This window comes from Phyllobacterium sp. CCNWLW109, assembly GCF_037203905.1.
In the GTDB taxonomy this organism is placed as follows: domain Bacteria; phylum Pseudomonadota; class Alphaproteobacteria; order Rhizobiales; family Rhizobiaceae; genus Phyllobacterium; species Phyllobacterium ifriqiyense.
In genome coordinates this window covers 587561-601242 of record NZ_JBBCBK010000001.1, presented here as the reverse complement: position 1 = coordinate 601242, position 13682 = coordinate 587561, and the positions used below count along the sequence as shown (strand labels likewise).

12 protein-coding genes and 2 pseudogenes are annotated in these 13682 nt (G+C 56.3%); 4 read left to right on the top strand and 10 right to left on the bottom strand.

Going from position 1 to position 13682, the window contains the following annotated elements:
- The first annotated feature begins 72 nt into the window (after positions 1–72).
- Entirely contained in the window at positions 73–1029 is a 957-nt protein-coding gene (locus V9K92_RS02985; protein ID WP_307276252.1) for a LysR family transcriptional regulator, read from the top strand.
- 375 nt (positions 1030–1404) lie between these two features.
- On the opposite strand, the gene V9K92_RS02980 is transcribed toward V9K92_RS02985, so the two are convergent.
- The 8 genes and pseudogenes from V9K92_RS02980 to V9K92_RS02945 form a co-directional block, all read right to left on the bottom strand.
- Positions 1405–2274, bottom strand: a complete 870-nt coding sequence (locus tag V9K92_RS02980; protein ID WP_337353239.1) for an NADPH-dependent oxidoreductase — start codon at positions 2272–2274, stop codon at positions 1405–1407.
- Positions 2275–2308: 34 nt separating this feature from the next.
- Positions 2309–2812 (bottom strand): annotated as a pseudogene (locus V9K92_RS02975) (ABC transporter permease); the annotation flags it as partial.
- Between the two features lie 61 nt (positions 2813–2873).
- Positions 2874–3722: an ABC transporter permease gene (locus V9K92_RS02970; protein ID WP_337353238.1), complete on the bottom strand. Its 849-nt coding sequence runs from the start codon at positions 3720–3722 to the stop codon at positions 2874–2876.
- 27 nt (positions 3723–3749) lie between these two features.
- Positions 3750–4826: an ABC transporter substrate-binding protein gene (locus V9K92_RS02965; RefSeq protein WP_337353237.1), complete on the bottom strand. Its 1077-nt coding sequence runs from the start codon at positions 4824–4826 to the stop codon at positions 3750–3752.
- A gap of 1 nt (position 4827) precedes the next feature.
- Positions 4828–5718 carry an ABC transporter ATP-binding protein gene (locus V9K92_RS02960; protein WP_337353236.1) on the bottom strand — a complete coding sequence of 297 codons (891 nt, stop codon included), beginning with the start codon at positions 5716–5718 and terminating at the stop codon, positions 4828–4830.
- Between the two features lie 18 nt (positions 5719–5736).
- Positions 5737–7090 (bottom strand): annotated as a pseudogene (locus V9K92_RS02955) (LLM class flavin-dependent oxidoreductase).
- Between the two features lie 493 nt (positions 7091–7583).
- Positions 7584–9191 (bottom strand): GMC family oxidoreductase, encoded by a 1608-nt coding sequence (locus V9K92_RS02950; protein ID WP_337353235.1) that lies wholly within the window; start codon positions 9189–9191, stop codon positions 7584–7586.
- A 192-nt stretch (positions 9192–9383) separates the two neighbouring features.
- Positions 9384–10181, bottom strand: a complete 798-nt coding sequence (locus tag V9K92_RS02945; RefSeq protein WP_337353234.1) for an alpha/beta fold hydrolase — start codon at positions 10179–10181, stop codon at positions 9384–9386.
- A 144-nt stretch (positions 10182–10325) separates the two neighbouring features.
- On the opposite strand from V9K92_RS02945, the gene V9K92_RS02940 reads away from it, so the two are divergent.
- A complete protein-coding gene (locus V9K92_RS02940) occupies positions 10326–10793 on the top strand; it encodes a MarR family winged helix-turn-helix transcriptional regulator (protein ID WP_307276228.1) in 468 nt (155 codons plus the stop codon).
- Positions 10794–10821: 28 nt separating this feature from the next.
- Here the strand turns inward: V9K92_RS02940 and V9K92_RS02935 are convergent, their stop codons facing one another.
- Positions 10822–11601 carry an SDR family oxidoreductase gene (locus V9K92_RS02935; RefSeq protein ID WP_337353233.1) on the bottom strand — a complete coding sequence of 260 codons (780 nt, stop codon included), beginning with the start codon at positions 11599–11601 and terminating at the stop codon, positions 10822–10824.
- Positions 11598–11927: a nuclear transport factor 2 family protein gene (locus V9K92_RS02930; protein ID WP_337353232.1), complete on the bottom strand. Its 330-nt coding sequence runs from the start codon at positions 11925–11927 to the stop codon at positions 11598–11600. Before V9K92_RS02930 ends, V9K92_RS02935 begins: the two co-directional genes overlap by 4 nt.
- Before the next feature lie 139 nt (positions 11928–12066).
- On the opposite strand from V9K92_RS02930, the gene V9K92_RS02925 reads away from it, so the two are divergent.
- Both V9K92_RS02925 and V9K92_RS02920 read left to right on the top strand, forming a co-directional pair.
- Positions 12067–12867 (top strand): LysR family transcriptional regulator, encoded by an 801-nt coding sequence (locus V9K92_RS02925; RefSeq protein WP_337353231.1) that lies wholly within the window; start codon positions 12067–12069, stop codon positions 12865–12867.
- 45 nt (positions 12868–12912) lie between these two features.
- Positions 12913–13676 (top strand): IS5 family transposase gene (locus tag V9K92_RS02920; protein WP_337353230.1). Its coding sequence is split into 2 segments (ribosomal slippage): positions 12913–13234 and positions 13234–13676, totalling 765 coding nucleotides; the frame shifts between segments, so codons are not numbered across the junction.
- Positions 13677–13682 lie beyond the last annotated feature (6 nt).

Here is a 13682-nt window from a genome sequence, read left to right as displayed (position 1 = left end):
TCGAAACAGGGAACCCTCGCTAAGTAAAATTTATTATATTTACTATCTCAGTAAAATAAATTAAGTACGGGGATGCGCAACCTGACCTTGAAGCAACTACGGGCCATCCAGGCAATCAGACGACACGGCACAATTGTCGGTGCCGCGAACGCACTTGGCCTGACGCCTCCTGCGGTCACGATTCAGCTCAAGCTTGTTGAGGAAGAAGCGGCACTTATTTTGTTTGACCGGACCAATGACGGGCTTCGTCCGACGCTGGCCGGTCTAGCCTTTCTTGACGCAGCGCAGATGCTCGAAGAGCGTCTACGACTGCTTGAGGACGAAATCGATGCAATCAAGGGCTTGCGCGTTGGCAGCCTGATACTGGGTGTGGTTTCAACTGCAAAATATTTCGCACCACAGCTAATGGCGATTTTTCGCAAACAGCACCCGGATATCGCCATAAAACTGGCCATCGGAAATCGCGCCGAGACGATTGCTGCCCTTAAAAGCCATGCGGTCGACATGGCCCTGATGGGGCGCCCGCCCAAGGATATTCCGCTTCGCTCAACCGTGTTCGGGGATCATCCGCTCGTTATGATCGCCGCACCGGATCATCCGCTTGCCAAATTTCGCGATATCACCAAGGAGCGTATCGCCCAGGAGCACTTTCTCGTGCGTGAACCGGGATCCGGAACACGGATATCTTTGGAAATTTTCTTAAGTGAACTGCCCGGTCGGCTGGATGATCTTGGCACTGAGATGTCATCCAATGAAACAATCAAGCAGGCTGCAATGGCGGGATTGGGTATAGGCTTCATCTCGGCGCACACGATTGCACTCGAACTGGAATTCGGCAAGCTGGCAATCCTTGACGTCATTGGCATGCCCATACGCCGACAATGGTTTTCAGTTGTAAGAACGGACCGTACATTGTCGCCCGCCATGAAAGCTTTTCAAGACTTTCTGACCCGCAAAGGCGCTCAATTTCTCCCATCGATCGACCGGCTTTATCCTGCTTCGAGTGCTCTTAGACCATCCTTAGAATGACCTTGCAATCCTAGCTGCCGTAACGGATGGTGGAACGGGTTCAGCAAGGTGTCTGCGTCCTGCGATAGTGCCCCGGCTTATCCTGGTATCAAAGTTATGCAAGACTCGTTTGGTCTAAAAATAGCAACCCAGGCAAGGTACGTGCAGGGAAGCAGGTCTCATTCAGAAGTTGTCAGGAAACGTTCCTTTGAAAATGCCGATAACAAGCGATTTTCGGGAGTTTTTAATTGTAGCCTGAGGGTCTACAATCCCTATTGAAAGCCTGTAGTGCCGCTTTCAATCAGGTCATTCTGGCGGGCAAACGCCCCAAAAAATTCCGCTCTCGTGCTTGAAGCATCCCCGCCAAATCGAACATCTCAAAAAAAGCGGACAATCCTATTTGATCCGAAACCCGAGCAATTTGACTGCACTTGACAGTACATCGCGGTTTTTCAGCGCTTCTTTCGTGCCAATTCGCCTGCTCATTTGCTCAGTCCAATCGATTGCCGGCATAAGTTGCAATTTTTGAAAGGCACGCAGTATCTTATTATAGTCGCCGAAATCCGCACTATCTGCGTTGGCTCCGTATTGTTCGCGGTGGAAGACCATTGATCGTGGCAGGCGCGGTTTGATGTCCGTCCTGATTCCTGGGTTCGGATACCCGACAGTCAAACCAAAAACCGGAAAGACCTCCTTTGGAAGCGCCAGCTCCCTTGCAATAGCCTCCGGGTTGTTTCGCAGTGCACCTATATAGCAAGTTCCCAGCCCAAGGGATTCAAAGGCCATGACTGCATTTTGCGCGGCAAGTGTGGCATCGATAATGGCGAGAAGAAAGCTCTCCAAATAGTCCAGTCCTTCGGCTGGGGACCCTTGCGTCTTGGTTATATTTCTTAAGCGAGATAGGTCAGCCAACCAGACCAGAAGCAACGGAGCCTGATCAATTTGCTTTTGATTTCCCGCAACAGCGTTGATCCGCGCTTTGCGGTCGTCGTCTTCAACTACCAATACGCTCCACGCCTGCAGATTGGACGAGCTCGGCGCGGACTGTGCCGCAGAGATCGCAAGCTCCACCGCTGTCGCCGGAACCGATTGCGGCAGATAAAACCGTATGCTCCGGTGTGCGAGGAGTGTTTCAATGACCGTTGTCACCGAGAGCTGGCCGGCCAAATCCTGTTGCGTCCCATAACGTTGCTGCAACAACGTACTGATCCGGTCAGCATTTGGTGGTTGTGGCGTGTCGGTGCCGTCGTTGGCGAGTGTAGACATCAATCGAATTTCCTGTTTGCGGCCAAGCCGGCTGTTAATGCGCACTGACGCGCCAGCGAAGAAGATGAGCTTCGGCAGCCGCAGCAAGTCTGTTGAGCGTAAAGCCCACCAGACCAAGAATGATTACCCCTACCATGACCAGCGCCATGTCGAAATGCTCCCGGCCCGCAATGATCAAGCCACCGACGCCTCTGCCCACGGCTAGAAAATATTCCGCCCCAACGGTTGCCAGCCAGGAATAGATCAGCCCGAGATGCACCCCAGTCGCAATCGAAGGTAAGGCGGCGGGAAGAAAAATGCGGGTGATGCGTTGCAGCGGTGTGAACCTCAACGCCTGCCCGACTTCGATAAGGTCACGCGGTGTGTTGCGCATACCCTCATAGGTATTGAGCACCACCGGGATGAACGCCGCGAGAGCAACGAAAACGATCTTCGCCTGTTCGCCGAAACCGAACCAGATCGATATAAGAGGAATCCAGGCCAGCAATGATATCTGCTTGAGGCTGTTGAAGGTTGGAGTGACCAACGCGTCCGCTACGTGGTCAGACCGCGCCGGATCTTGACAGCTCGCCTTGTTTGGAAGTTCGCGATAAATGACATCAACTGCCCTCCTCGTGCTTCCAGCGCTGGACAGAGATCTCCGAGATATCGAGAGCCTTGTCCATCACGAAGCCAAGAATACCGATAGCGATCATCGCCACCATGACAACGTCGAGCCAGAACATCTGTCTGCCCCAAACCAACAGATAGCCAAGTCCCTCCGAGGACGCGAGCAACTCGACGCCGACGAGCGCGGTCCAGGAGTGCGTGAGACCATAGCGGATACCGGTAAAAATAGAGGGTGCCGCTCCGGGTAGCACAATGAGACGCAAGGTCTGCCAACGGCCGAAACGCAGGGCATGGCCGACTTCAACCAAATTGGCGGGAACCGAACGGATGCCAGCAGCGGTATTTATTGCCATAGGAACGAGTGCTCCCTTGGCGATGACGATGATCTTCAAGGTTTCGCCAATGCCGAAGATCAGCATGAGCAAGGGAATCCAGCCAAGCGTCGGTATCTGCGCAAAGGCGAGAAACAGCGGCCTGACATAGTCATCGGCCCGTTGTGACAGGCCCATTGCCATGCCGAGTGCCAGACCGGCAATCGCACCGAACAGAAATCCGATCGCCACGCGGCCCAGGCTGACGCCTGCATGATAGAAGATTTCACCGGAACTGATCATGTCTACTGCGGTAGAGTAGACATAGGCCGGAGACGGCAATATCTGCTCCGGCAGCCAGCCCCTCCCCGAGGCAATCCACCACGCAATAAGCAGACCAACCGGCAGGACTAGCGCGATCGCAAAACGGTGCAGTCCCCATCTTCTTCCAAACGTCTGTGTTTGTGCCTTGTCCACCTGTTGCGCAGAGGCAGGTTTGATGGTGATGCTGTTAGATCCGATACTCATGTGATGGTCTGCCAGGTTTGTTTCGTACTACGAGCCCAGCGGCTTGCCGTTTGCCCCATAGGCCTGCCAGAAATTCTGCAGCCCAAGCTTCTGCAGCGAAGTATTGAGATATTTAGGTTCAAACCAGCCGTCGGTGCTGACCTCGCGACGGATCAAACCGAATTCCTTGGCCTTGACGCCCTGCTCCCGATACTGCGAGACGAGCAGATCATCAATGAGAGGCGAGTTGCGATAGGCCAGTTTGTCGTTCTTGAAATATTCTTCGAGGATCGGGATGGACGTGCCAGATTTGTGCCACAGGTCGAATAGGGCCGCCCGATTTGGCTCGTCGGAGGACCACTGCGCCGCTTTGACAAAGGCATCAACGATGCGCTGGGTGATTTTCGGGTGCTTTTCGATAAAGTCTTCGCGCGCAACGATACCAGCATTGCGGCCATAGCGCGGATCGTCTCCTTTTGTGGTGTAGATCACCTTGGCATTGCCCTTTTCGGCGAGATTGATCAGTGCTGTATCGCCAAATGCCGCATCGATGTCCTGGCTTGTGAGCGCTGCGACCGTCCCTGCGCTATCGAGATTGATGACTTGCAGATCTTTCTCGGTGAGGCCATTGGCCTCTAGGATCTTGATCGCCGCAAGATGTCCATTGGTGCCACGCTGATAGGCGACTTTCTTGCCTTTCAGATCCGCGACCGATTTTATCGCGGCATCCTTGGCGACTGCCAGATACAGGGGCTTGCGTGCACCGCTGGCCAGAAGATATTTGGTCTTCAATCCATTGGCGCGGCCGATCAGGGAGGGTAGATCGCCTTGGTAAGCAAAGTCGAGCTGGTTGTTGGCAAAGGCTTCGTTGACGGCCGGACCGGCGCCCTTGAAGAAGAACCATTCGATCTTAATATTCGGATCGCCGGCGAATTCTTTCTCAAGATACTCGCCCGCTCTCGCTGTTGCTGCGGAAGTGCCTTCCGAATAAGGCCGGCTGTCGAGGCCGATGGCGGCATAACCGACGTTGATCGTCAGTGGTTCCTCGGCAATAGCCGGAAACACAAAGGAAGAAAAGGCGAATGCGGCAATGACCGCTCTTCGGGTGAAGTGGGATAGGTTCATGTCAAATCTCCGTCGATGAATAGAGGGGCCGGCTGGCAGGTTTTGGGCGTAAGGCGGCATGGATCAGGTTTGCCTTGGGAGCCGGCTGTTCTTTTGCAGCAGGCTGTTTGATCGGGAACTTCGGCTTGTCGTCACTCGTCGTGCTGTTGAGAATATCGAGTACGTGGTTGCGAATACTGGCGAGCTGCGCGGAGGTTCGCTCGCGCGGATGCGGCAAATCCACAGTGACGGTTTCCCTGATCCGGCCCGGGCTCGGCGACATGATCACCACGCGGTCACCAAGATAGACAGCCTCATCGACATCGTGCGTGACGAGCACCATTGTAATCTGCTCCTGGGCCCAGATATCCTGCAACTCCCCCTGAAGGCGAGCCTTGGTGATGGCATCCAAAGCGCCGAAAGGTTCGTCGAGGAAGAGGACATCAGGGCGATTGACCAGACCGCGCGCAATTCCGGCGCGTTGTGCCATGCCGCCTGATAGTTGGTGCGGGTAGGCTTTCTCAAAGCCGGTCAAGCCCACCAACGCGATCTGTTTTGCAACGAGTTCGCGTTTTTCCGCCTTCGAGAAGTGTGCGTTTTCGAGGCCAAGCGCAACGTTGTGCTCGACTGTCAACCATGGAAACAAGCGCGGCTCCTGAAACACGATACCGCGATCAAGGCTGGGACCGATGACCCGTGCCCCATCGTGTTCGATAGTGCCGTCGTGTTGCACATCGAGACCCGCGCCAAGGCGCAGCAGTGTCGACTTGCCGCAACCGCTGGCTCCGACAATGGTGACAAATTCGCCTGCCGCAATATCGAGGCTCACATTATCAAGTGCCGTGATCGTATTTCCATTGACCTGGAAACGCCGGCTGACATTGTTGATTTTCACGCGCGCAACGCTCGACATAATTGCTCCTTTGTTGGTTTATTCGGCCGCAACAGCTGATTGAGCCGGATGGTGCGGCTCACGCAAACCTAGATGGCTGCGTAATGTGCGCCCCTCATACTCGGTGCGAAAAAGTCCGCGGCGTCGGAGTTCCGGCACAATATGCTCGACAAAATCTGTAAGCCCGACAGGCAGATGCGGCGGCATGATGTTAAAGCCATCGGCAGCACCGGTTGTGAACCAGTCTTCCATCTGATCGACGATTTGCGTCGGGGTACCCACGATCTGCCAATGGCCTCGCGCACCGGCGACACGCAGGTAAAGCTGGCGGATCGTCAGATTCTCGCGGCGGGCCAGATCGACCATCAGTTTCTGGCGGCTCTTGCTGCCATTGGTTTCGGTGACGTCAGGCAGAGGTCCGTCCAGAGGATATTTCGACAGGTCGACATCGCCGCCTATGCCATTGAGCAGGGACAGTCCGACGGCCGGATGAATGAGCTCCTGAATCTGCTCAAATTTTTCCTGGGCCTCCGCCAGGGTCTTGCCAATAACGGGGAAAATGCCGGGCATTATCTTCAGATCCTCCGGCGAACGCCCAAAGCGGGCAAGCCTGCCCTTCACGTCGCGGTAGAATGCACGGGCGTCCTCGATATTCTGGTGCGCTGTGAAAATGACTTCGGCGCTTCGCGCTGCGAGATCCTTGCCCGGCTCCGATGAGCCGGCTTGCGATCACCGGATGACCTTGGGGTGATCGCGATACGTTGAGCGGACCTTTCACCTTGAAATGCTTGCCGCGATGATTGAGAAGATGCTGTTTGGACGGATCATAGTAGATGCCGCTGGGCTTATCGCGCAGGAACGCATCGTCTTCCCAGGTGTCCCATAGTCCGCGAACGACATCGGCGAATTCTTCGGCACGTTCGTAACGCTCCGCATGGGCAACGTGATGATCCCGGTTGAAATTATGCGCCTCGTCTTCACTGGCTGACGTCACCAGGTTCCAGCCGGCGCGCCCTCCGCTTATATGATCGAGCGAAGCGAACTTGCGAGCGATGTGATAGGGTTCGTTGTAGGTCGTCGACGCCGTAGCGACAAAGCCCACGCGCTCGGTCAGGGCAGAAAGGGCCGAAAGAAGCGTCAGCGGTTCAAACTGCGCCACGTAACGGATAGCAGTGCGACTAAGCGCTTCGGTATCGGTGCCACGCGTACCAACGCCATCGGCCATGAAGATCAGATCGAATTTCGCTGCTTCGGCAATGCGCGCCAGCTCAGCGTAATGAGCAAAATTCGATCCTGCGTCTGCTTGAGCCTGCGGATGGCGCCATGCCGCAATATGATGCCCCGTGGGGTACAGGAATGCGCCTAGTTTCAACTGGCCGATGCGCTTGCTCATAATCAGGTTCCCGAGTGCTATTTCGGAAAGCCTAAGCGCCAAATTTTAATCTCGACAGGAATGGTATTCTTTAAATTCCATCGATTCAGGTTTTCTTGTTTAAGCCGGGCCGCGCCTACATAGGAACTTGAACTGTGCGGCGGGGATCTCATGTGCCGGTCTTCAAGATTCCGCCCGACATTCCGCTCATCAAGGAACTCTAACAGCCGGAATGGTGAACCATTCGCCCCGATCCCGTTGGCGAGCGTGATAGCATAACCACGTACATTATTGCGAGCACCGGCAAATGTTCCTCATGGCATTCCATAGGAGCCATCTGGCAAAGGCCATGCACGACGTGAAAGCGGCGTAGCTGCTGGGATCACCCTTATACGATGGGCTTTGAGCTCTCATCCAATTTGAACGATCGCTTTGCCGATCGGCAATCACTCGGTGGCCGACGCAGTCAGGCCGCCGAGTTTTCGATCGGTGATGCGAGATAGATTGCGCAAACCTAGTAATTTCCTAGGAAATGCATCTTTCGGATCAAATCGGATGCCCTCTCTCCAATAACCACGCACGGCGCCATCGTGTTGCCGGTGGTAATCCGCGGCATGATCGAGGAGTCCGCGATGCGAAGGCTTTCGATGCCGTAGACCTTGAGCTCGTTGTCGACCACCGACATGGCGTCGCGTCCCATCTTGGCGGTGCAGGATTGATGCCAATAGGTGACGGCCGAGCGACGGATAAAATCGATCATGCCTGATCTGTTTCGCTGACCGGGAGCGGTTTCGCCTGTCACCAAAGGTCTGAAGCCATCGCTGTTTCCGAGTTCGCGGCACAACTCGACTGCGGCCAACGCTGCTACCATGTCTTCCGGCTCACTGAGTGAGTTCGGTTCGATCAGGACGGGATCGTTTATGTCGGGGCCAGAGAGCCTCAAACGGCCGCGGCTCTTCGGCTGTGCGAGACCATTGAACATCGTCCAGCCGTGCTCCGGTGTTTCAAGACCGGCCTCAAGAGGCGACGGAACGGCGAACTCCAACTGGCACTGGAGGATATCAGGCTGGGACAGACCTGCGTCACTCTTCCAGTAGAGATTTGCCTCGCAACCGCTCCCGCCGATGGCTTCCGGTTTTCGGTAGGCCCAGGTGCAGCCGAAGGCGAGATGATCCTGATGATTGCGGCCAACCCCCGGCAGGTGTTGCACGACTGGAATGCCGTGGGAATGCAGTTCGTCTTCCGGGCCGATACCGGACTGCATAAGGACTTTCGGCGTGTTGATCGCTCCAAGCGACAATACCGTTTCGCAATGCGCCATGAACTGGCGTCGCCGACCATCGATCAGAGCTTCAACTCCTCTCACCCGCTTACCATCGAAGATGAGACGCGTAACCAGTGCCTCCGTTATCACCGTCAAATTTGAACGCGACAGCAGCGGACGAACGTATGATTCAAACACCGATTCCCGCTTGCCCTCCCTGATACGCAGTTCAGCAATCGATGCGCCGCCAGCGGCCTCCATCATTTCGCCGTTTGTTGAACCGAAGACCGGAATGCCGATCGCTGACGCAGCGCTCAAAAGCGCTTGCGCCACTGGCTGCGGCGACGCAGGCTGCGATACATGGGCGGGCCCGCCGGTTCCGCGACGAGATGGGTCCGGCACGCCTTGCCAATTTTCTATCCGGCGATAGTAGCCAAGGATCGATTGATAACCCCAGGCGTCATCCCGGGCCTCGGCCGCAAAGTGGTTCCAGTCTTCCTTGTGTCCCCTGGCCCATACCATGACGTTGATACTCGAACCGCCGCCAAGCCCTTTGCCCATGCTCAGAGGGAGTCGGCGGCCATCCAGGCCAGCCGCTGGCTGTCCGACAAAGCCCCAGTCCCGGTTTGATCCAAGATTGAGTGGCCATTGCGCAGGGTTCGATACGGTCTCGGATTCATCATCTCCGCCCGCTTCAATCAGCAGAACGGTCGCGTCTCCATCCTCCGCCAGCCGCGCTGCAACAACCGAGCCGCTAGAGCCGGCGCCGCAGACGATGAAGTCGTAGACGTCACCGACCGCGCCATGTGGGTGAAATGTGGTATCGGGTGCATTTTTGTCATGGGTATGCCGTTTCACGTGAGATCCTCCGTGAATTGATTCAGGTAAATTTGGTGGAGTCCTGGACGCTAAGACAAGGAAATGTTTACGGATCTCGGTCAGAGATCCGACGTCCTACCGTTATTTCGCATCGGGCCTGCCGTTCTGTTTAACGGGATTGTCTCGACGCCATCGGGAGGGTCTCGACCGTCCCGGAGGGCGCGAAGTCGATCACTGCTTTTTCGCCGAGGCGGCCTTGGCCGCCTGGTCAATGGTCTCGGCGATGACCGCAGGCTGCGTCATGAACAGGGCGTGGCTTGCCGATACCTTGGTGATCTTGGCATTGATGCGCTCAGCCATGTGGATCAGCATCGCCTGATCGAAGGCCTTGTCTTCAGTAGCAATGACGGCCCAGCTGGGCTTGGTACGCCAAGCGGCATTTTCGAGCTTGGTGCCGAACGCCGACATGTTGATCGGAACCTGCGCGTCTCTCATGAAGGCGACATCGGCGTCGCTAACGTCATGTGCGAACCCCGCTTTGAACTTTTCTGGGCTGACATAGCCAAAACCATCCTTTGTAGTCTCGATGACGAATTCAGAAGCGGGCGCAAATCCTTCGTATTGCTGAGCCGTCGTCTCGCCGGCATCGGGGGAGAGAGCGGAGACGTAGACGAGGCCCGCAACCTTCTCACCAATGCCAGTTTCCGTGATGACCGTGCCTCCCCAAGAATGACCAACGAGAATGACCGGACCATCTTGTCGCTCGAGCGCCCGCTTGGTTGCAGCGACATCGTCTGCAAGGGACGTCAACGGGTTCTGCACGATGGTGACGCGATAGCCGCGTTTGGTCAGGTTGTCGTAAACACCCTTCCAGCCGGAACCGTCCGCAAACGCGCCGTGAACCAGAACGACGTTTCTTACGGATTGATCTTTTGGAATGATGTCGGAAGCATTCGCTGGCGGTATCGCAACCGACAGTAAAGCTGCCGTTGCGATTGCCGAAATGGTGGTGATGGACTTGCGTGTCATGGCTTTCTCCTCTTGGTAATTACGATAACTCTTATCGCGATATCTATTAAGTTTCACATCTCGATCTGCACGTCAACATAATTCTTATCGCAATATTGGTTTTCGTGATAAGTTCGATTATATGGACGTCTTCAGGAGTTCAAAATGACCAAACGCCATAACGATCCCCCGCCTCTGCGCGACCAACTTTGCTATGCGATCTACACCGCCGGCATCGCCGTTCAGCGCGCTTACAAGCCGCTTCTCGACGAGCTTGGGCTGACATATCCGCAGTATCTCGTCCTGAACGTTCTCTGGGCGGAAGACGAACAAACCGTGGTTTCTATCGCCGATAGACTAGCTCTTGAGTCCAGCACGTTGACACCGCTTCTGAAACGCCTGGAAGCCGCCGGGCTCGTGCGTCGGACGCGCAACGCTAGCAACGAGCGTCAGGTTCTGGTGGCGCTGACAGATCAGGGTCGTGCCTTGCAGCATAAGGCAGGCTGCCTCAGCGATACCTTGCTTGCAGCCTCGACGCAGACACCACCGGAACTCGCTGCGTTGAACCGCGACGTGCGGCATTTGCGTGACGCGATCTACTCCCAGATCGGCGGGTGGGACGCACCCGCCTGACCTGAAATGGCGTGAGGTGGCCAAATGCTCAAGCGGTCGGCACGGTCCCGCCGTCAATCACGTGCTCGGTTCCGGTAATCGACGCTGCTCGATCCGATGCAAGGAATGCAATCAGATCGGCGACCTCTTCCGGCGCGGCTGGTCGTCCGAGCGGTATGCCACCGAGCGAGTTCATGATGACCTGCACCGCGTCGTCGTAGCTGATACCGGCTTGCTCGGCTATGCGCAGAGCCAGGCCATTGGATCCCGGGCTTGCGATCCAGCCGGGAGAAACCCGCACCACCCGTACACCCTTCGGAGAAACTTCCTTGGAAAGGCTTTTGCTGTAGGTGTTGAGTGCCCCCTTGGCCGAAGCATAGGCGGTCGTCGCCTCGGGTAGCGGAAGGCTTCTCTGGATCGAGGTGACGTGGATGACGACACCGCTTCCCTGAGCGATCATCCCGGGAATGAGAGCGCGATCCAGTCTGACTGCCGGGAAGAAGTTGAGGTTGAACTCTTGATCCCATTCGACGTCGGTGAGCACGGCAAAGCCGCCTGACGGGGCCGAAGAGCCGCCCAGCACGTTCACGAGGATGTCGAGGCCGCCGAGTTCTCGCTGCACCGCGTCGACGACGGCTTTAACCCCCGGCTTGGTGGTCAGATCGGCTTCGACAAACGCCGCTCCGGAGAAGTCAGCGGGCTTCTTGCGAGCTGTGGTCAGTACGTTGGCGCCGAGCTCCTTGAACAGCGCCACGGTTGCAGCGCCGGCGCCCGAGGTCCCGCCGGTGATCAGGGCACGACGGCCCTGCAAGGTTAGAAACTGTGTCATACGGTGATCTCCAGTTCGGCGACCTTGTCGTTCGCGAGGACGAAGAAGAAGCGCAGATCGATCGGGCTGCCCGGGAAGTCGCCGACGGCATGGGCCGTCACCTGGATTTTCCCGTTTTCGGTGGCAATGAAGAACGGTTCCACCGTATAGCTGTATTGCTGAGCTTCATCAGCCATCCATGCGCGGATGGCATCCCGGCCTCGGTGCGTGAGGCCTTTATCTTTCACGATGCCGTTCTCGGTGAATGTAGAAGCGATCACATCCGGGCTGCCTGTCCGGTCGGCCTCGAAATATGCTTCGATGGCCTTGGGAAGTTTGATTGTCATTGGTTCCTCCAATTTTAACTCCAGCCTCTGCCAGCTGAGGGCGCCGCCCCCCTAGGAGGTCGATAGGTGTAATCTAGGATGAGCTGGTTGACACGATAACTGGGACAAAGCAGGATGAGGAATTTCGAAAAGAGGGACAATGGCGCGATCTGTTCTTACCGACCTGGATGCCGTTCTCAGCATCGCGCGCCTCGGCTCGTTCAGGGCTGCCGCGCTCGAGCTCGGCATGTCCACCACAGCATTAAGCAATGCCGTTGCGAAGCTTGAGCAGCGTCTCGGCGTTCGCCTGTTCAACCGTACAACGCGTAGCGTCTCGCTCACCGACGCGGGGAAAACCTTTGCCGAGCGGGTTGGACCGGCAATGATTGAGATCCACGATGCTATGCTCACGGTCCAATCGCTCCAGGAAACTCCGACGGGCACATTGCGCATTAATGCCTTCGCGACAGCAGCACGCGAGGTGATGGAACCGCTCATATTGTCGTTCATGCAGCGCTACCCTAAGGTGCATATCGATCTGGTCACGGAGGGACGGATCGTTGACATTGTTGCGGCGGGGTTCGACCTGGGCTTGAGGCCGGCCGATCTGGTGCCGACCGACATGATCGCTGTGCCACTCGGTACCAAGCGCAGTAATGCCGTTGTCGCATCACCAGACTTCCTGCGCACTCATGGCAGTCCAACGGTGCCAGCCGACCTATATCGGTTTCAGTGCATACGCGCGCGCTTGCCCAACAACGCCTTGTTTCGGTGGAAATTTGAAAAGGATGGGAACGCTGTCCAGATCGATGTGCAAGGCTCAATAACTCTCGACGAGTCAAGCCTTGTCAGGATAGCGGCGCAAAATGGAGTGGGCCTGGGATACGTTATGGAGGCAGATGTGCGCGATGACATTGCGGCCGGGCGACTAGGCCGCAAACTCATAAACGGGGTTTCCTGAACGAAGAGATGATGATTCACTGAGGCTTTGATTTGGAGGCCTTTTGTGACACGTCGACGTTTCGATCTAAGCGATTTTGAGTGGGCGATTATTCAGCCTTTATTGCCGAACAAGCCGCGTGGCGTGCCGCGTGTTGATGATCGGCGGGTGATCAATGGCATTCTGTGGCGCTTCCGTACCGGCTCCCCCTGGGCAGATGTGCCGGAGCGATATGGACCTTACACGACGTGCTACAATCGTTTCGTGCGATGGCGAAAGGCTGGCGTCTGGGATCATGTCTTGCGCGATATCGCCAAGGCATTCGACGGTGACATCGTCATGATCGACAGTTCCTGTGTTCGCGTTCATCAGCATGCGGCCACAGGAAAAAGGGGGATCGAGACGATGGTTGCATGGGACGTTCCCGTGGCGGCCTGACGACGAAAATCCACGCGGTCGTCGACGCAGACGGCAGACCGATCAGTCTCGACCTGACAGCAGGGCAAGCTCACGATATCCGGATGGCAGAGCCGATGCTGCAGGCCATGCGCAAAGGCACCATCCTGCTCGCCGACCGCGCTTACGACACCAATGCTCTGCGCGACTTGGCCAAGGAAAAGCAAGCCTGGGCCAATATTCCAGCCAAGCGAACCCGCAAGGAGAGTTTTCCATTCAGCTCCTGGGTTTACCGACAGCGCAATCTGGTGGAGCGGTTCTTCAATAAACTCAAACAGTTCCGAGGGATTGCGACCAGATATGACAAAGACCCACGCAACTTTCTCGCCGCAGTCAAGCTCGTCGCAATACGCATCTGGATTAGGTCGTTATGAGTCTAT